Genomic DNA, 16,678 nt, shown 5'->3' on the forward strand with positions numbered 1-16,678 from the left:
CCCCCAAGCCGCTGGACCGCAGGCCGGGCCGCCGCTGGTGGTCAACATCCAGTTCGTGAAGGACCTGTCCTTCGAAGTGCCGGGCGCACCGGAGATCTTCTCGAGCCTGCGTGCACAGCCGAACGTGCAGATCAACCTGGACGTTCAGGCCCGCCGCATCCAGGACGGGCAGAGCGTGTTCGAGGTCGTTCTGGTGGTGCGTGCCGAGGCCACCGAGGGGCCGGCTGCCGAGGGCCAGACGGATGGCCAGCCCGGCCGCCCGGTGTTCATCTGCGAACTGTCCTATGCCGGCATCTTCACTCTGACGGGCATCCCGGACAACTCGATCGAGCCGGTGCTGCTGATCGAGTGCCCGCGCCTGCTGTTCCCGTTCGCCCGCAACATCCTGTCGGACGTGACGCGCGATGGCGGCTTCCCGCCCGTGCTGCTGCAGCCGATCGACTTCGTGGCGCTGTGGCAGGCCCGCAAGCAGAACGGCGCGGCGCCGGTCGTCGCCTAGCCAGTGACTGCCCCTCCCGCGATCGGGAGGGGTTTATTCTACCAGCCAGACTGGCTCCTTCAGCCGGGTGACGAAGGCCTGGTGGGCCAGGATCTCGGCCGGGGTTGGCAGGATCAGGCGGGGCACGCGGGTGGCGCTGGCGTGGTAGGTGACGGTTGGCATGGTCTGGCCGTCTTCGCTCGCCAGGGAGAGGCCGCGCTGCCGGCCACCCGTCAGCTCGATATAGACGTCCGCCAGCAGCCGGCAGTCCAGCAGGGCGTTGTGGCTGGTGCGCTCCGTCAGATCGATCCCGAAGCGGCGGCATAGCGCGTCCAGGCTGTTGGGTAGGCCGGGGAAGCGCGTGCGCGCCATGTCCAGCGTGTCGATCTTGCGGGAGAGGTGCACGAGGTCGCGGCCGGCACGGGCGAGTTCGGCGTTGATGAAGCCGAAGTCGAAGCTGGCGTTATGGGCCACCAGCGGCGCGTCCCCGATGAACGCCAGCAACTCGTCGGCGATGTCGGCAAATTTCGGTTTGCCTTGCAGATCGGCGCGGGTGAGGCCGTGGACCCGGCTGGCATCGGCGTCGATGTCGCGCTCCGGGTCGATCAGGCGATGGAAGGTGACGCCGGTCGGCAGGTCGCGCACCAGTTCCAGGCAAGCGATCTCGATCATCCGGTCCCCGGTGAGCGGGTCGAGCCCGGTGGTTTCCGTGTCGAACAGGATGGAGCGGCTCATGGCCGCAGCGACCGGATGAGGCGGTGCAGCGGGCGGAGCGCGGTGTTGCGGGACAGGCCTGTGCGGACGACGACATCGGCCAGGCGGCGCTTTTGCGAATCGGGCATCTGGCGGGCGATGATAGACTGAATCTGCGCCTCCGTCATGCCGCGGCGGCGGCGCACCCGCACCATCTGCAGCGCATACGGGGCGGATACGACGACGACCAGGTCCACGCGCTTTTGCCCGCCGGTTTCCAGCAGGAGCGGGATGTCCAGCACCGCGGCGGGTGCGCCGGTGCGGCGGGCATGGGTGAGGAAGGCGCGTTCCATGCGGCGGACGCGCGGGTGGATGATCGCCTCCAGCCGCTTGATGGCGGCCTCGTTGCCGACGACGGCGGTGCGTAAGCGGGCGCGGTCCAGCACGTCATCCACCACCGTGCCGGGGAATGCCGCGGCGATGGCGGGCAGGGCGGCGCCGCCCTGGGCTTGCAGGCGGTGGACCGCGGCGTCGGCATCGAACACTGGGATATGGGCGCGCCGGAACGCGTTGGCCGCTGTGGATTTGCCCATGCCGATCCCGCCCGTGAGGCCGATGATTTTCAAGACGACCCCCCGTCGGCGCGCGACAGTCCCAGCGATATTCTCATGGGTCTGACAGACCATGCTGGCATTCACCGGGCAAGCACGTGCAGGCTGAAACCGTCATCGAACTGTCGTTGTTCGTCCACGATCCCTGCCCTAGATGATCGCGCTCATGTTACCAATACAGCCCATCGGCGGAGCAGAGCTGACGCTGCGTGGCCTGGCCAAGCACTGGCCCGGGGGACGCGCGCTGGACCATGTCAGCATCACCGTCGGCGCCGGGAAGTTCGCGGTGCTGCTGGGGCCGTCGGGTTGCGGCAAGACCACGTGTTTGCGCATCGCCGCCGGGTTGGAGCAGCCGGATGCAGGCGCGGTGCTGATCGGCGGCCGTGACGTGACGCATTTGCCGCCGGCGGCGCGGGGCGTGGCGATGGTGTTCCAATCCTACGCGCTGTTCCCGCATCTGAGCGTGGCGGAAAACGTCGTGTTCGGACTGCGCGCCCGCGGCGTGCCGAAGGCCGAACGGGCAAAGCGATTGGCCGAGGCTGCGGCGATGCTGGGGCTGGACAAGTTGCTGGATCGGCGGCCGGGCCAGCTGTCCGGCGGGCAGCAGCAGCGTGTGGCCTTGGGTCGGGCGGTGGTGGCGCAGGCGCGGATCTGTTTGATGGACGAGCCGCTGTCGAATTTGGACGCGCAATTGCGGGCGGATATGCGGCGCGAGATCCTGCAGCTGCAGCGCCGGCTGGGCATGACCATGCTGTACGTGACGCACGACCAGACGGAGGCGATGGCGATGGCCGACCAGGTCATCCTGCTGCGCGCCGGGCATGTGGAACAGGATGCCGCGCCGGCCGAACTGTATGCCCACCCGGCGACGCGATTTGCCGCCAGTTTCATTGGGACGCCGCCGATGAATCTGCTGCCGGCGGGCGCGCTGGGGCCAGCACCGGCGCGCGCCGAAACCGTCGGCATCCGGCCGGAGGCGGTGCGGTTGGAGCGCGGTGGTTTGCCGGTGCGGGTCGAGCACGTGGAATATTTGGGCGCCGACACGAACCTGACGCTGTCGCTGGCGGGCGCGCGATTGGTGGCGCGGGTGCCGGGCCAGGTGGCGCTGCTGGCAGGGGCGGACGCGACCATCGGCTTCGACCCCGCCGCATTGCATTTCTTCGACCCTGCCGGGCTCCGGCTTCACATCGAAACTGAAAAGGCCTTCGCATGACGCTCCCCCGCCGCCTGCTGCTTGCCAGCGGGCTTGCCGCGCCGTTCGTGGCGCGCGCGCAATCGGCGACCACGATCGACTTCCTGTTTCCGGTCGCGGTGGGCGGCCCGATCACCAAGATGATCGACGGCTACGCCCGCGCGTTCGAGGCGGAGCATGCCGGGATCAAGGTCAACCCGGTGTATGCCGGCAGCTATACCGACACGCTGACCAAGGCGCAGACGGCGGCGAAGGCCGGGCAGGCGCCGACCATGGCGGTGCTGTTGTCGACCGACGCCTATACGTTGATCGATGACGAGCTGATCGTGCCGTTTGACCAGGCGGGCGACACCAAGGCGTGGCTGGCCAGTTTCTACCCGGCGTTCCTGCGCAACACGCAGATCGATGGCCACGAGTGGGGCGTGCCGTTCCAACGCTCCACCATCGTGCTGTATTACAATAAGGATTTGTTCAAGGAGGTCGGGCTGGACCCGACGCAGGGACCGGCGACCTGGGCCGCGCATGCCGAGGCGGCGGTGAAGCTGTCGAAGAAGGATGCGCGCTGGGGCACGGCTATCCCGGCGACAGGATTCACCTATTGGCTGTTCCAGGCGCTGGTGGCGGAGGCCGGTGGCTCGCTGGCCAACGCGAACGGTACGGAAGTGACCTACGACACGCCGGCCAGCCGCAAGGCTCTGGCGTATTGGCTGAGCCTGCAGAAATCCGGCGCGACGCCGCCGGGGTTGGTGGAGTGGGGCACGACGCCGCGCGACTTCCTGGAGGGGCGGGCGGCGATGATCTGGACCACCACCGGCAATCTGTCGAACATCAAGACCAACGCGAAATTCCCGTTCGGCGTGGCGATGCTGCCTGCCGATGAGACGCGCGGCAGCCCGACCGGCGGCGGCAATTTCTATTTGTTCAAGGCCGCCAGCGCGGCGCAGCGCACCGCCAGCCTGACCTTTCTGCAATGGATCACCAGCCCCGAGCGCGCCGCGCAATGGGGCGTGGATACCGGCTACGTCGCAACCCGCCCCGATGCCTGGGAGACACCTGCCATGAAGGCCTATGTCGCTGGATTCCCCGCCGCTGCCGTGGCGCGCGATCAACTGGAGTATGCCGTGCCGGAACTGTCCACCCACGACAACCAGCGCGTGACCGAGCCGCTGAACAACGCGCTGCAAGCGGCGTTGACCGGGCGCAAGGAGCCGAATGCGGCGCTGGCGGAGGCGCAAGCCACGAGCAGCCGTCTGCTGCGGGGGTTCAAGTGATGCTGGGTCGCCGGGCTCTTTTGGGCGCGCTGCCGGTGTTGGCGGCGCCTGCGATCGTGCGGGCGCAGACCGCGCAGTCACTGACGTTCTATTATCCGATCGCCGTTGGCGGGCCGCTGCAGGCGGTGATGGATGGGTATTGCGCAGATTACAAGAAAGAGACCGGCGTCACCGTGAACCCGGTCTATGCCGGCAATTACGGTGACGCGCTGACCAAGGCGCAGACGGCGATCAAGGCCGGGCAGGGGCCGCATTTCGCGGTGCTGCTGGCCGCCGAGATGCACAGCCTGCAGGATGCCGACATCCTGGTGAGCCTGGACGAGATCGGGCTGGATGCGGATGGCAAGAAATGGGTCGACAGCTTCTACCCGGCGTTCATGGCGAACAGCCATGTGGGCGGCAAGACCTGGTCGGTGCCGTTCCAGCGCTCCACCTTGATCGCGTATTACAACAAGCAGGCCTTCAGCGAGGCCGGGTTGGACCCTGAGGCGTTTCCGAAGGATTGGGCGGGGATGTCAAAGGCGGCGCAGACGTTGACCAAGCAAGACGGCAGCGGCCGGGTGACGCGCTGGGGCATCAAGATCGCGGGTGATCTTGGCAATGCGCAATGGACGTTCGGCGCGCTGGCCAATCAGGTCGGTCAGAAGCTGATGAACGAGGCCGGCACCGAAACCTATTTCGACGCGCCGAAGACGGTGGAAGCGCTGACCTATTGGCGCGACCTGGCGCCGCGCGGGACGCCGCCGGGGATTTCGGCGTGGCCGGTGCTGTCGCCGGATTTCCTCGAGGGCAATACCGCGATCATCTGGCACACGACGGGCAACCTCACCAATTTGCGGGGCAAGGCGAAGTTCCCGTTCGGGGTGGCCGGGGTGCCGGGTAAGGATTCGCCTCATACCGTGGTGGGCGGCGGCAATCTGTATTTCTTCAAGCACGCGAGCGCGGCCGAGCGGACGGCCAGCCTGCGGTTCGCCCAGTGGATCAGCGCGCCGGAGCGGGCGGCGGATTGGTCGATCAAGACCGGGTATATTGCGAGCAGCCCGGCGGCTTATGATACGCCGGCGTTGAAGCAATACGTGGCCGGGTTCCCCGCCGCGGCGGTGGCGCGGGACTTCCTGCCGGTGGCGACGGGGGAGCTGTCGACGTTCGAGAACCAACGGATCCAGAAGGTGCTGACCGACCAGATCCAGGCGGTGCTGAACGGGCAGAAGGAGCCCGGCCCGGCGTTGGCCGATGCGCAGCGCGAGTCTACGCGGGTGCTGCGCCAATTCCTGTAATGCGGCGGGAGACGGTCCATGCGTGGCTGCTGCTGACACCGGCGCTTGCCCTGTTGGTGGCGTTCACGCATTGGCCGGCGGTGGCGACACTTTGGGACAGCCTATCGTCGACACCGCGTGGTGCCCGCCCGGCGCATTGGGTCGGGTTGGCCAATTTCGCGGCGCTGATGGACGACCCGGTGTTCTTCCAGGCGCTGTGGAACAATTTCATCTACGCCATCGCCACCATCCCGGTGTCGGTGGTGCTCGCCCTGGCGATGGCGCTGGCGGTGAACCGGGCGATCCCGGGGCGGGCGGCGCTGCGGATGGCGTTCTTTCTGCCGACGATGCTGCCGATGATCGCCATCGCGAATATCTGGCTGTTCTTCTACACGCCGGATTATGGGTTGTTGGACCAGGTGCTGGGGGCGCTGGGGTTCGGCCGGCATAATTGGCTGGGCGACCCGGCGCTGGCCTTGCCGTCGCTGATCGCGGTGGCGGTGTGGAAGGAGGCCGGGTTCTTCATGATCTTCTACCTGGCCGCGCTGCAATCCCTGCCGCCGGTGCTGCGGGAGGCGGGGGCGTTGGAGGGGGCGAGCGATTGGTATTACCTACGCCGGGTGACGCTGCCGTTGCTGATGCCGACGACGTTGTTCGTGCTGGTGAATGCGGTGGTGAATGCGTTCCGGCTGGTGGACCATGTGGTGGTGATGACGCATGGCGGGCCGGATAACGCCACCAATCTGCTGCTGTACTATATCTACGAAACCGGGTTTCGCTTCATGGACACGGCGACCGCGGCGGCGTTGACGGTGGTGTTGCTGGTGATCTTGGGCGCGCTGGCCGGGTTCCAATTCGGGGTGCTGGGGCGCCGGGTATACTACCGGTGAAGACCAACTGGGTGTTGACGGCAGCGTCCTGGCTGCTCGGGTTTCTGTGGGTGATGCCGCTGCTGTATGCGCTGTGGGCGGCGATCCATCCGTCGGAATACGCGACGCATCTGAGCCTGCTGGCGCCGTGGACGGGGCATAATTTCGCCGTCGCCTGGGCCGCGGCGCCATTCCCGCGATACTTGCTGAACACCTTCATCTTGGTCACGCTGGTGTTGGTGGCGCAGTTCGTGCTGTGCACCCCGGCAGCCTACGCCTTTGCCCGCATGCGCTTCCCCGGGCGGGAGGTGGTGTTCGCGATCGTGCTGCTGCAACTGATGGTGATGCCGGATGTGCTGCTGGTGGCGAACTATACCAGTCTGGCGCATCTCGGCCTGGTCGATAGCATCCTTGGGATTGCGCTGCCGTACTTAGGCTCCGCCTTCGGGATATTCCTGCTGCGGCAAACCTTTCGTCAGGTGCCGCAGGAGTTGGATGACGCGGCGCGGCTGGAGGGCTCGGGCCTGCTGGCGATCATCTGGCGGGTGTATGTGCCGTTGGCCCGGCCGACCTACGTGGCGTACGGGCTGGTGTCGGTCAGCTACCATTGGAACAATTTCCTTTGGCCGCTCATCGTCACCAACTCGGTGAGCACCCGGCCGCTGACGGTGGGATTGTCGGTGTTCGCCTCGACCGACCAGGGGGTGGATTGGTCGGTGATCTCGGCCGCGACGCTGATGACGTCGGCGCCCTTGCTGCTTGCGTTCCTGCTGTTTCAGCGGCAGTTCGTACAGAGTTTCATGCGGGCGGGAATACGATGAGTGCATTGCAGCGTCGCTTCGATGTCGCGTTGGACGCGGCGGCCAGGGCGGCTGTGCTGGCGACGTCCATGCAATCGCCACCGGGGGCGAGCGTCGGCACCCTGAAGGGCGCGCAGGATTGGCTGACCGAGGCGGATGGCGCGGTGGAGCGGTTCCTGTCCGGCGCAATGGCGGAAGCCTTTCCGGAAGACGGTTTCCAAGGTGAAGAGGCGGGTGCGGCCCGGCAGGGTGCGCTGCGCTGGGTGGTCGACCCGATCGACGGCACAAGCAACTACGCGCGCGGCGCCAATCGGTGGTGCGTCTCGCTGGGCTTGCTGGACGGGACCACGCCGGTGCTGGGCGTGCTGGTGGCGCCGGGTCTGGGAGAGACCTATGCCGCCCTGGCCGGGCATGGGGCGACGCTGAACGGCAAGCCGATCCGTGCGGCGGCCACGACCGATCTGTCGCGCGCGATCGTCGAGTGCGGGTGGTCGCCGCGGATTCCGACATCCGATTACCTCGCCATGTGCACGCGGGTGTTGGGGCAGGGCGCGATGCTGCGGGCCGGCGGCTCGGGCGCGTTGGGGCTGGCGGAGGTCGCGGCCGGGCGGATCGATGGCTACGTGGAGCGGCACATCAATCTGTGGGATGTCGCGGCGGCGTTGGCGGTGCTGGCGGAGGCCGGGGCCGATGTCAGCGACTTCCTGGGCGGGGACGGCCTGGTGGCGGGCAATCCCATCCTGGCGGCGGCGCCCGGCGTTGCGGAGGCGTTGCGTATCGCTGCGGACTTGCCCAAATAGGGGTGCGCGACCGGGCTGCCGACCCGATCCTGGCTGGAAAATAGCCTGCTTGGTGGCGGAAACTGGTTCGTTTTGAAGGCCTTAAGGTTGACGCCCCTCCTGCCCTCTGGCAGCGTCGGCCTCTATGCGACGGGATGCCACATGACGAAATCCGAGCTGATCGCCGAACTTGCGGCAGCCAACCCCCATCTGTTGGGCCGGGATGTGGAGATCATCGTCGGCACGATTTTCGACGAGATCACCGCCGCCCTGGCGCGTGGCGAGCGGGTGGAGTTGCGCGGCTTCGGCGCCTTCACCGTCAAGAAGCGGGACGCGCGGACCGGCCGCAACCCCCGCACCGGGGAGGCCGTGCCGGTCGACGAGAAGGCGGTGCCGTTCTTCAAGGCCGGCAAGGAACTGCGCGAGCGGGTGAATCGCGGCGGCAAGCCGGCGCGGCCGGTGCGCGAACGGGTGGTCGCCTAGCATGTTGGGCCTGATTTTCGCGCTGCCGTTCATTCTGGTGCTGATCGTGTTCGCGCTGTCGAACGCGACGAGCGTGGCGCTGGGGTTCTGGCCGACCGATCTGTCGGTGGTGGTACCGCTATCGCTGGCCGTGCTGGGGTCTGGCGCCCTGTTCTTCGTGCTGGGCGCCCTGGTGGTCGGCATCACCTCCCTGGGGCAGCGCCGCCGCGCGCGCCGGGCGGAGGGCCGGGTGAAGGCGCTGGAGCGGGAGTTGGAGGCGATGCGCCCCCGCCCGATGCTGATGCCGGGAACGGCGGTCCGCACGATCGACGGCTGATGCCGGTCGAGGTCAAGATTTGCGGGATCAGCACGCCGGACGCGTATGAGGCGGCGGCGAGCGCGGATTACATCGGGTTCGTCTTTTTTCCGCCGTCGCCACGCTACATCACGCCGGCTCGCGCGGCGGGATTGGCGGTGGGGCGGGCGCGGCATGTCGGGCTGTTCGTCGACCCGACGGATGGGCAGATTGCCGAAATGCTCGACGCGTTCAACCTCGATATTCTGCAGATCGTGGCGCCAGTGTCGCGTGCGGCGGCGTTGCGGGCCAGGTTTGGCCGGCCGGTGTGGCGCGCGGTAGGCATCCGCGCTGCGGCCGATCTGCCCGCCGGGTTGGATGGGGCGGATGCGCTGTTGCTGGACGCCAAGCCACCTGCGGGCGCCACGCGGCCCGGTGGCAATGCGGTGTCGTTCGACTGGTCGATCCTGGCGGGATGGCAGGCGCCTGGGCCGTGGCTGCTGGCGGGCGGGTTGACGCCGGGCAACGTCGCCGATGCGATCGTGGCGACGGGCGCGCTGGCGGTGGACGTCAGTTCCGGGGTGGAATCCGCGCCCGGGCAGAAGGACCCGGCGTTGATCCGGGCCTTCCTGCAGGCTGCGCGCAGCGTTACTGGACGGGCGAGAATTCCGTCGGCTTGAGGAAGCGGTTTTCTTGGGCGATCAGGTAGCCGGCTTCTTCCGAGTGCTTCAGGTAGACGCTCCATCCCGGGTCGGCGGCCATGGCGCTGCGTTTGGCGTCGCGGTCGGCCATGCTGTCATAACCCCATAGATGGACCACCTGGTTCAGCGGGCCTTCTGCCACGGTGTACCAGCCCAGGTTGCGACCGAGGTATTTCTGCTGCAGGTCCCAGGCATAATCTTTGTAGAGCTTGACGAAAGCAGCGAGCTTTCCCGGGCGGGTGGTATAAATGCGCATGTCTACGATCATGATAGCGGTAGTCCCCCATCGTCGAGGCACGCACGGCCCCGCACCCTCCTTGTCCGCGACCGCAGGGTGATCGTCAAACAGCCGCGCGTGGCGCGGCCGGGGAGCAGGCTCGCCTCCCGGCGGGAGGTGATTGCGGCGACCCTGGCTGGCATGGGGCTGTTCCCCACAGGCGCCAATGCCGCCGCGCCCCCGCCAGCCCGGCAGATTTCCACCGCGCCGCCGCTGCCCACACTGCCGCATGCGGCGACGTCTACCGCGCCAGCGCCGGGGCCGGTCATATCCTCGGCGGGGCCCGGGCTTGGGGAGATCGCAGCCAAGCATGGCCGGGTCTACGGGGCGGCGATCCAGTCGCATCTGCTGGCGAAGGACCCGGTCTATGCCGCGTCCGTCACCAATGAATGCGGCCTGCTGATGCCGGATTACGAGACGAAGATGGGCGTGCTGCAGGCCAAGGAAGGCACGTTCAACTTCAAGCCGCTGGACACGCTGCTCAACTGGGCGCGGCTGCACAACCGCCCGGTCCGTGGGCACGCTCTGGTGTGGCATCTGGACATGCCGGACTGGGTGGAGAAGGCGCTGGCCGAAGGGGCGGAGCGGGCGAAGGGGATCCTGGACACGCACATTACCCGGGTGCTGTCGCACACCCAGGGCTCGATCCATGACTGGGACGTGGTGAACGAGGTGGTGGCCGATCCGTCCGGCAGCGACACGCCGCAGACGACGCCGGGTGAGCTGCGGGATTCGCCGTGGCTGAAGGCGCTGGGGCCGGACTACATCCCGATGGCGCTGCGCCTGGCGAAGGAGCGGGATCGCAATGTGCGGGTGGCGCTGAACGAGTATGGGGTGGAGGAGGCCGCGCCGCATCATTTCGAGAAGCGGCGGCGCATGCTGAATCTGGTGCGCAGCCTGCGCAAGGCGGGGGTGCCGCTGGACGCTGTGGGGCTGCAGGGCCATTTGCAGATGGTGCAGCCGTTCAACGCGCAATATTTCACCCAATTCTGCCGCCTGCTGGGCAATGAGGGGGTGGAGTTGGTGGTGACCGAGATGGATGTGCGCGAGCACTGGAAAATTCCGGACGGATTCGCCGCGCGCGACAAGCTGGTGGCGGACCGGGTGAAATCTTTCGTCGACGCGGCGCTGGAGGGTGGGGTGAAGACGTTCATCACCTGGGGCATCCAGGACAATTACTCGTGGCTGGCGACCAACCCGTTCGTGAAGCGCCAGGATGGGCTGGAGCATCGGGGGTTGCCGCTGGACGATGACGGCCACCGGACGCTGTATTGGCAGGCGATGGCGACGGAGTTCGCACGCTCTTAGGCCCGGGGCTCCGCCCCATGGCCTCGCCAGAGGACGGTCGTCCCCTGGCCCCCTTTAGCTGCCGCGGTAGGTGGAGTAGGCGCCGGGGCTGACGAGGAGGGGGACGTGGTAGTGCGTTTCCGGTTCGGAGATGCCGAAATGCACGGGCACGATGTCTAGGAAGGCGGGTCGCTCGGTCGCTTGCCCGGCGAAGTAGGCGCCGACGTGGAATAGCAGCTCGTATTGTCCGATCCGCAGGGGGGCGCCGTGCAGCAGGGGGGCGACGGTGCGGCCGTCGGCGTTGGTTCGGCCGCTGGCGAGCAGGGTGGGGATGCCGGCTTCGCGTAGCTCGACCAGGATGCCTTTGCCGGGGCGGCCGATGCTGGTGTCCAGCACGTGGGTGGTGAGCGAGCCGTTTACCGCGGGCATGCCTGGACCCTCCACCAGGACGGCCAGGCGCAGGCGGGTGATGTAGAAGATTTCCTGTAGCGCGGTGGCGTGTTCGGTTGCCGGGTCCAGTGTGACCCGGCGGCGGAATTCCGAGAGCAGCGACGCGCGGGTATGGCGGCGGACGCAGGTGATGAAGGGAAAACCGAAACGGGCGGCGTAGGCGGTGTTGAGCGCGGCGATGTCCTCGGCGCCGCGGTCGAGGTTCAGGCTGGCCTGTTCGGCGGTGGATTCGCGGGTCAGCGTGCCGGAGAGGGCGGCGGAGCCGGCGAGTTCGGGGTGGCCGCGGAGGAAGGTGGTGACCTGGTCGGGCGGCGCGGCGAGCACGGTGGCGAACATCGCCTCGTGCAAGGCGGTGACGGTGGCGAAGGGGCGGGCGGGGGCGATGGCGGCCGCGACCCAGGGCGCGTGCTCGAACACGCCGGATAGGGTGGCGGTGAAGTGCTCGGGCGTTGCGGTGTTCAGCGCGTCTAGGGTGATCATGCCAGGCGCCGGGAGAGGCCGGCGACGCGTTCCATCACCAGCATCAGCGTGACGGTGGCGACGATGAGGACGCCGGACAGGGCGGCGATGGTGACGTCCAACTTGCCCTCCAGATCCTGCCACATGCGGATCGGCAGCATGTCGGTGGCGGCGTCGCGTAGGAACAGCGAGACGGGGATGTTGTCGAAGGAGGCCATGAAGCAGATGAAGCCGCCGGCGATGATGCCGGGCCGGATCAGCGGCAGCACGATGCGGCGCAGGGTCATCATGCGGCTGGCGCCCAGGCTGGCCGAGCCCTCCAGCAATTCGGGTTGGAGTTGCGTGAGGCTGGCGACGGTGTTGCGCACGACGTAGGGCACGCAGACGACGGTGTGGCCGAGCGTGAGGGTGAGCGGGGAGACGGGGAGGCCGACGAAGGAGAACAGCATCAGCGCGGACAGGCCGAAGGCGAGGGCGGGCAGCACCAGCGGGGCCATGAACAGGCTGTCCAGCAGCCGGGCGGAGAGGCGTTGGCTGCGGGCGATGCCCAAGGCGGCGGCCACGCCGAGCAGCAGCGATAGGATGGTGGTCCAGGCTGCGATCTTGAAGCTGTTCCAGGCGGCGAACTGCAACTGCCAGGCGTCGGCCAGCGCCACGTACCAGCGGAACGAGAAGCCGGGGGGCGGAAAGCGCAGGGACAGGCCGGAGGTGAAGGAGATCACCAGCACCACGATGGTGGGGGAAAGCATCAGCAGCAGCGCGAGCGTCGCCAGCACCGCCATGGTCCAGTGGTAGCTGCGGCCCTCCCAATCGGCGATGCGTTTGGCGGGCAGGGGGGCGTCGGCGAGGGGGCCGTCAAACATGGGCGCGGGACCTTCGGCCAAGCAGGCTGAGGAGAGCGACGACGATCAGCACGCAGACCAGGAAGATGACGGAGATGGCGGCGGCGAAGGGCATGTCGCCCAGTGCGATGGCCTGCTGCAGCACGTAGGCGGGCATGAACATCATCTGGCCGCCGCCCACCAGGCTTTGGGTGATGAACGCGGTGACCGAAGCGGTGAAGGTGAGCAGGCACCCGGCGATGATGCCGGGCATCGCCAGCGGCAGCACCACCGTGCGCCAGGTGCGCCAGGCGCCGGCGCCGAGGATCGAGGCAGCGTCGGCCAAATTCGGGTCGGCGCGGCCGAGGGCGGCGACCAGGGGCAGCACCATCAGCGGCATCTGGACCTGGGCCAGGGCGGCGACGACCCCGCCCTCGGTATACAGCAGCCGCAGCGGGGTATCGATCAGCCCGGCGCCGACCAGGGCGTTGTTGATGATGCCCTGGCGGCCGAGGATGACGATCCAGGCGAAGGTGCGGACCACCACGCTGGTGAGCAGGGGGAGCAAGACCACCAGGGTGATGGCCGATTTCGCCCAGCCGGGGGAGCGGGCGTGCAGCCAGGCCAGGGGGAAGCCCAGCACCAGGCAGGCGATGGTGACCTCGACGCCCAGGCGCAGCGTGCCGCCGAGGATGCGCAGGCTGAACCAGTCGGTGAGGAACTTGGCGTATTGGCCGAAGCCGTAGCCGTCGCCGGTTTGCAGGCTGATGACCAGCAGCATCGCCAGCGGCACGGCGAACAGCAGCGCCAGGAAGCTGCCGAGCGGCCAGGCCAGACGCGGGTCGAACCCGGCGGGGCTGGCCGCGGCCATCAGCCGGCCATCTCGCGGTTGAAGCGGGCGATCCAGGCGGCGCGCTGCTCGTTGATCTTGGCCCAGTCCTGGAACTTGAACTTCTTGTTCATGGTGTCGGCGTCGGGGGCGAGGTCCTTCGCCACGGCACCGCTCATCTTCACCTTCGTGTTGGTGGGGGTGACGAGATAGGGCTCCTGCATCAAGGCGGTTTGCACCTCGGGCGAGAGCGCGGCCTCGATGAGTTTGAAGGCGAGTTCGGGGTTGGGGGAGTTCTTGGTGATGTGCATGGTGGTGCGGAAGGCGATGGCACCCTCCTTCGGGGCGACCCATTCGACGGGGACGCCCTGGGCCTTGAGGATCTGGATCGCATTGTAGTTGCCGGGGGAGATGTCGATCTGGCCCTGCTGGAACAGCGAGGCGAGCGCGCCGGGGTTGGAGGCGACGGCGGAGAGGCTGGGCTTCAGCTTGGCGAGGGCGGTGAAGCCGGGGTCCACGTTTGCCTCGCTGCCGCCGTACATGCGGGCGATTTCGACCAGGAAGCCGGTGCCGAGAGTGGAGGCGAGGTTGGTGATGCCGACCTTGCCCTTATAGGCCGGGTTCCAGAGGTCGGCCCAGGAGGTGGGGGGCGTCTTGATGGTTTCCGGGTTGTAGGTGAGGCCGACGACCTGGAAGAATGCGGCGGGGCCCATCGGCTCCTGTGCCACCGGCAGCAGGTCTTTGTAATAGGCGCTGCGGTCGACCGGGTAGGGTTCGACCAGGCCTTGGGCGATGGCGATCAGGCCCGGGCCTGGGTCGTGCAATTGGACGTCGATCGGGGGGTTGTTGCGGGCGGCCGTGACCTTGGCGATCTGGTCGACCGAGAGCATCGGGTCCAGCACGATGCCGGCGTTGTTAGTCGCCTTGCGATAGGCGGGGACGAGGATGGCCTTGTGCGCTTCCTCCCAAGAGCCGGTGAAGGTGGCGAAGACCAGCGGGCGGGCCTGGGCGTAGGAGATGCCGGGGAAGGCACGCATGGCGGCGAGCGTCAGCGCCGAGGTGAGCAGGGTGCGGCGGTTCATCTGGAGGCTCCGGATCACGAGAGGGCGAAGGCGTTGGCGAGGTCGGGGGCGATTGTGACGTGCACGGCGGTGCCGGCGGGGCGCGGGGCGGCGCCGGGTGTGCGGGGTTCGATGACCTTGGCGGTGCTGCCGTCGGCGAAGCGGAGTTCGTGGACGATGGTCGGGCCGAGGGGCAGGCCGAGCCCGACCGTGGCGGGGATGCCGGTGGTGGCGTCGTCCAACTGCAGGTGCTCGGGCCGGATGCAGATGGTGACGCGGCTGCCGGTTCCGGCGGCGCAGTGGCGGACGGGGATGGTGCCGCCGATGTCCAGCGTGGCGGCGGTGGGGGAGACGAGGGTGCCGGGCAGCATGTTGGCCTGGCCGACGAAGCCGTTGACGAACAGGCTGGCGGGCGTGTCGTAGACCTGGGTTGGCGGGGCAAATTGCTCGAGCTTGCCGGCGGAGAGCACGGCGACGCGGTCGGCCATGGAGAGCGCTTCCTCCTGGTCGTGGGTGACCAGGATGGTGGTGACGCCGGCGAGGCGCTGGATGCGCTTGACTTCGATTTGCATGTCCAGGCGGAGGTTTTTGTCCAGCGCGGAGAAGGGTTCGTCCAGGAGCAGGATGGAGGGTTTGACGGCCAGGGCGCGGGCCAGGGCGACGCGCTGCTGTTGGCCGCCGGAGAGGGCGCGGGGGAGGCGGGTGGCGAGGTGGGCGAGTTGCACCAGTTCCAGCATGCGCATCGCCTCGGCCTTCTGCGTCGTGCGGTCGACGCCGCGGGCGGCCAGGCCGTAGGCGACGTTGTCGGCGATCGTCATGTGGGGAAACAGGGCGTAGTTCTGGAACACGATGCCGACGGCGCGGCGGTTGGGCGGCAGGTGGTCGACCGGGGTGCCGCCGACCACGACCTGGCCTGCGGTTTGTTGCACGAAGCCGGCGACGATGCGCAGCAGGGTGGTTTTGCCGCAGCCGGAGGGGCCGAGTAGGGCCACCAACTCGCCGCCGCCGATGTCGAGCGTGACGTTGCCGACGGCGGTCTGGCCGGCGTAGCGATGGGTGATGCGGTCGAGCAGCAGCGAGCGCCCGGTGACCGTGTCAGTCGATGCCTGTTCCATTGCCGTCCCCATTTCGGGGACGTAGCAAAGACCGTGCCGGGCTAGGAACGACCGCCATCGACGGACAGGATTTGGCCGGTGATGGCGCCGGCTTGTTCGCTGGCGAAGAACAGGGCGGCGGTGGCGATGTCCATGGCGCCGGGTAGCCGCTTGCTGTGCAGGCCCTGGACCAGGCGTTCCTGGCCGTCGGCGCCGTAGCCTTCCCATTGCTTCATGGTGGAGGGGTTGGACAGCACCAGGCCGGGGGCGACGGAGTTGACGGTGATGCCGTGCTTGGCGAGGCCGACGGAGAGCTGCTTGGTGAGGCCCACCACGGCGTGCTTGGCGGAGGCGTAGGCGTGCAGCCCAGTGAGGCTGGCGCGGAGCCCGGCGCCGGAGGAGATGATGACGATGCGGCCCCAGCCATTCGCCTCCATGATGGGGGCGGCGGCCTGGGACAGCCACAGCGCGCTTTTCACGTTGGCGCCGAACACGCGGTCCCAACTGGCCTCGTCCACATCGGCGAGTGGCACGTCGGCCTGGCCGCAGACGCCGCCGGCGGAGAGGGCGAGGATGTCCAGGCGGCCTTCTTTTGCCGCGATCGACTTTACGAGCGCGGTGGAGGCAGCGCGGTCCGCCAGGTCGGCGACGTGCGGGGTCACGCCGATGGCGGCGGCGGCCTGGGTGACGGCCGGGTCGATATCGACCAGATGCACGTTGGCGCCGGCATCCTTGAACGCGGTGGCCAGGGCGATGCCGATGCCCTGCGTGCCGCTGACCAACACCACGCGTGAGTCGAACCGAACATCCATGACGGCAAATCCTTATTGAGCGGCGTGTTCGACCAGGTGGCAGTTTGCCGCGTGGCCGTGGCTGATGTGGGTGGCGGGGAACTCGACCCGGCAGCGGTCGAAGGCCAGCGGGCAACGCGGGTGGAATGGACAGCCGGGTACCTGACGCATCGGGCTGGGCAGTTCGCCGCGCAACGCGCTT

At 68.0% G+C, this 16,678-nt stretch carries 21 protein-coding genes and 1 pseudogene; 11 read left to right on the forward strand and 11 right to left on the reverse strand.

From position 1 onward, the window contains the following. The first annotated feature begins 34 nt into the window (after positions 1–34). The gene (secB, locus tag GSQ76_RS26630; RefSeq protein ID WP_158747393.1) at positions 35–499 is read left to right on the forward strand and encodes a protein-export chaperone SecB; all 465 of its coding nucleotides are present in this window, start codon (positions 35–37) and stop codon (positions 497–499) included. Between the two features lie 33 nt (positions 500–532). On the opposite strand, the gene dnaQ is transcribed toward secB, so the two are convergent. Together dnaQ and coaE are read right to left on the reverse strand one after the other, a co-directional pair. Further along, positions 533–1,213: a DNA polymerase III subunit epsilon gene (dnaQ, locus tag GSQ76_RS26635; RefSeq protein WP_158747111.1), complete on the reverse strand. Its 681-nt coding sequence runs from the start codon at positions 1,211–1,213 to the stop codon at positions 533–535. Continuing rightward, positions 1,210–1,797: a dephospho-CoA kinase gene (gene coaE, locus GSQ76_RS26640; protein ID WP_158747112.1), complete on the reverse strand. Its 588-nt coding sequence runs from the start codon at positions 1,795–1,797 to the stop codon at positions 1,210–1,212. The genes dnaQ and coaE overlap by 4 nt, the downstream gene beginning before the upstream one ends. Positions 1,798–1,948: 151 nt before the next feature. Here coaE and GSQ76_RS26645 point away from each other — a divergent pair, with 151 nt between their 5' ends. The 9 genes from GSQ76_RS26645 to GSQ76_RS26685 all read left to right on the forward strand — a co-directional run bounded on the left by GSQ76_RS26645 (position 1,949) and on the right by GSQ76_RS26685 (position 9,386). Continuing rightward, positions 1,949–2,995, forward strand: a complete 1,047-nt coding sequence (locus tag GSQ76_RS26645; protein ID WP_158747113.1) for an ABC transporter ATP-binding protein — start codon at positions 1,949–1,951, stop codon at positions 2,993–2,995. After that, a complete protein-coding gene (locus GSQ76_RS26650; RefSeq protein ID WP_158747114.1) occupies positions 2,992–4,245 on the forward strand; it encodes an ABC transporter substrate-binding protein in 1,254 nt (417 codons plus the stop codon). The genes GSQ76_RS26645 and GSQ76_RS26650 overlap by 4 nt, the downstream gene beginning before the upstream one ends. Further along, complete coding sequence (locus GSQ76_RS26655) at positions 4,245–5,522, forward strand: ABC transporter substrate-binding protein (RefSeq protein ID WP_158747115.1); 1,278 nt, start codon at positions 4,245–4,247, stop codon at positions 5,520–5,522. Before GSQ76_RS26650 ends, GSQ76_RS26655 begins: the two co-directional genes overlap by 1 nt. Next, on the forward strand, positions 5,522–6,391 hold the full coding sequence (locus GSQ76_RS26660; protein ID WP_158747116.1) for a carbohydrate ABC transporter permease: 870 nt from the start codon (positions 5,522–5,524) through the stop codon (positions 6,389–6,391). Before GSQ76_RS26655 ends, GSQ76_RS26660 begins: the two co-directional genes overlap by 1 nt. Beyond that, positions 6,388–7,191 carry a carbohydrate ABC transporter permease gene (locus GSQ76_RS26665; protein ID WP_254070649.1) on the forward strand — a complete coding sequence of 268 codons (804 nt, stop codon included), beginning with the start codon at positions 6,388–6,390 and terminating at the stop codon, positions 7,189–7,191. Before GSQ76_RS26660 ends, GSQ76_RS26665 begins: the two co-directional genes overlap by 4 nt. Continuing rightward, a complete protein-coding gene (locus tag GSQ76_RS26670; RefSeq protein WP_158747117.1) occupies positions 7,188–7,970 on the forward strand; it encodes an inositol monophosphatase family protein in 783 nt (260 codons plus the stop codon). The genes GSQ76_RS26665 and GSQ76_RS26670 overlap by 4 nt, the downstream gene beginning before the upstream one ends. 141 nt (positions 7,971–8,111) lie before the next feature. After that, a complete protein-coding gene (locus tag GSQ76_RS26675) occupies positions 8,112–8,432 on the forward strand; it encodes an integration host factor subunit beta (RefSeq protein ID WP_158747118.1) in 321 nt (106 codons plus the stop codon). Between the two features lies 1 nt (position 8,433). Continuing rightward, a complete protein-coding gene (locus GSQ76_RS26680) occupies positions 8,434–8,748 on the forward strand; it encodes a lipopolysaccharide assembly protein LapA domain-containing protein (RefSeq protein WP_158747119.1) in 315 nt (104 codons plus the stop codon). Next, on the forward strand, positions 8,748–9,386 hold the full coding sequence (locus GSQ76_RS26685) for a phosphoribosylanthranilate isomerase (protein WP_158747120.1): 639 nt from the start codon (positions 8,748–8,750) through the stop codon (positions 9,384–9,386). Before GSQ76_RS26680 ends, GSQ76_RS26685 begins: the two co-directional genes overlap by 1 nt. Here GSQ76_RS26685 and GSQ76_RS26690 read toward each other — a convergent pair. Then, positions 9,355–9,663, reverse strand: coding sequence for an NIPSNAP family protein (locus GSQ76_RS26690; RefSeq protein ID WP_254070650.1), 309 nt, complete (start codon positions 9,661–9,663; stop codon positions 9,355–9,357). The two genes, GSQ76_RS26685 and GSQ76_RS26690, sit on opposite strands and share 32 nt — an antisense overlap. A 78-nt stretch (positions 9,664–9,741) precedes the next feature. Between GSQ76_RS26690 and GSQ76_RS26695 the strand changes: the two genes are divergently transcribed. Next, a complete protein-coding gene (locus tag GSQ76_RS26695; RefSeq protein WP_254070651.1) occupies positions 9,742–10,992 on the forward strand; it encodes an endo-1,4-beta-xylanase in 1,251 nt (416 codons plus the stop codon). A 54-nt stretch (positions 10,993–11,046) separates the two neighbouring features. Here GSQ76_RS26695 and uraH read toward each other — a convergent pair whose 3' ends face one another. The 8 genes and pseudogenes from uraH to GSQ76_RS32205 form a co-directional block, all read right to left on the reverse strand. Then, on the reverse strand, positions 11,047–11,400 hold the full coding sequence (gene uraH, locus GSQ76_RS32945) for a hydroxyisourate hydrolase (protein ID WP_254070683.1): 354 nt from the start codon (positions 11,398–11,400) through the stop codon (positions 11,047–11,049). Positions 11,401–11,433: 33 nt separating this feature from the next. After that, a pseudogene (uraD, locus tag GSQ76_RS32950) lies at positions 11,434–11,901 on the reverse strand (2-oxo-4-hydroxy-4-carboxy-5-ureidoimidazoline decarboxylase); the annotation flags it as partial. Next, positions 11,898–12,743 (reverse strand): ABC transporter permease, encoded by an 846-nt coding sequence (locus tag GSQ76_RS26705; RefSeq protein WP_174247409.1) that lies wholly within the window; start codon positions 12,741–12,743, stop codon positions 11,898–11,900. The pseudogene uraD and the gene GSQ76_RS26705, both read right to left, overlap by 4 nt. Next, entirely contained in the window at positions 12,736–13,572 is an 837-nt protein-coding gene (locus GSQ76_RS26710) for an ABC transporter permease (RefSeq protein WP_158747123.1), read from the reverse strand. Before GSQ76_RS26710 ends, GSQ76_RS26705 begins: the two co-directional genes overlap by 8 nt. Further along, on the reverse strand, positions 13,572–14,612 hold the full coding sequence (locus tag GSQ76_RS26715; protein ID WP_158747124.1) for an ABC transporter substrate-binding protein: 1,041 nt from the start codon (positions 14,610–14,612) through the stop codon (positions 13,572–13,574). The genes GSQ76_RS26710 and GSQ76_RS26715 overlap by 1 nt, the downstream gene beginning before the upstream one ends. 14 nt (positions 14,613–14,626) lie before the next feature. Further along, positions 14,627–15,706 carry an ABC transporter ATP-binding protein gene (locus GSQ76_RS26720; RefSeq protein ID WP_158747125.1) on the reverse strand — a complete coding sequence of 360 codons (1,080 nt, stop codon included), beginning with the start codon at positions 15,704–15,706 and terminating at the stop codon, positions 14,627–14,629. Positions 15,707–15,747: 41 nt separating this feature from the next. Continuing rightward, positions 15,748–16,497 carry an SDR family NAD(P)-dependent oxidoreductase gene (locus tag GSQ76_RS26725; protein WP_158747126.1) on the reverse strand — a complete coding sequence of 250 codons (750 nt, stop codon included), beginning with the start codon at positions 16,495–16,497 and terminating at the stop codon, positions 15,748–15,750. 12 nt (positions 16,498–16,509) lie between these two features. Continuing rightward, the coding region (locus GSQ76_RS32205; RefSeq protein ID WP_335904941.1) for an oligopeptide/dipeptide ABC transporter ATP-binding protein at positions 16,510–16,678 on the reverse strand (169 nt) is incomplete at its 5' end.

The sequence above is a fragment of the Acidisphaera sp. L21 genome (genome assembly GCF_009765685.1).
Classification (GTDB): Bacteria; Pseudomonadota; Alphaproteobacteria; order Acetobacterales; family Acetobacteraceae; genus LMUY01.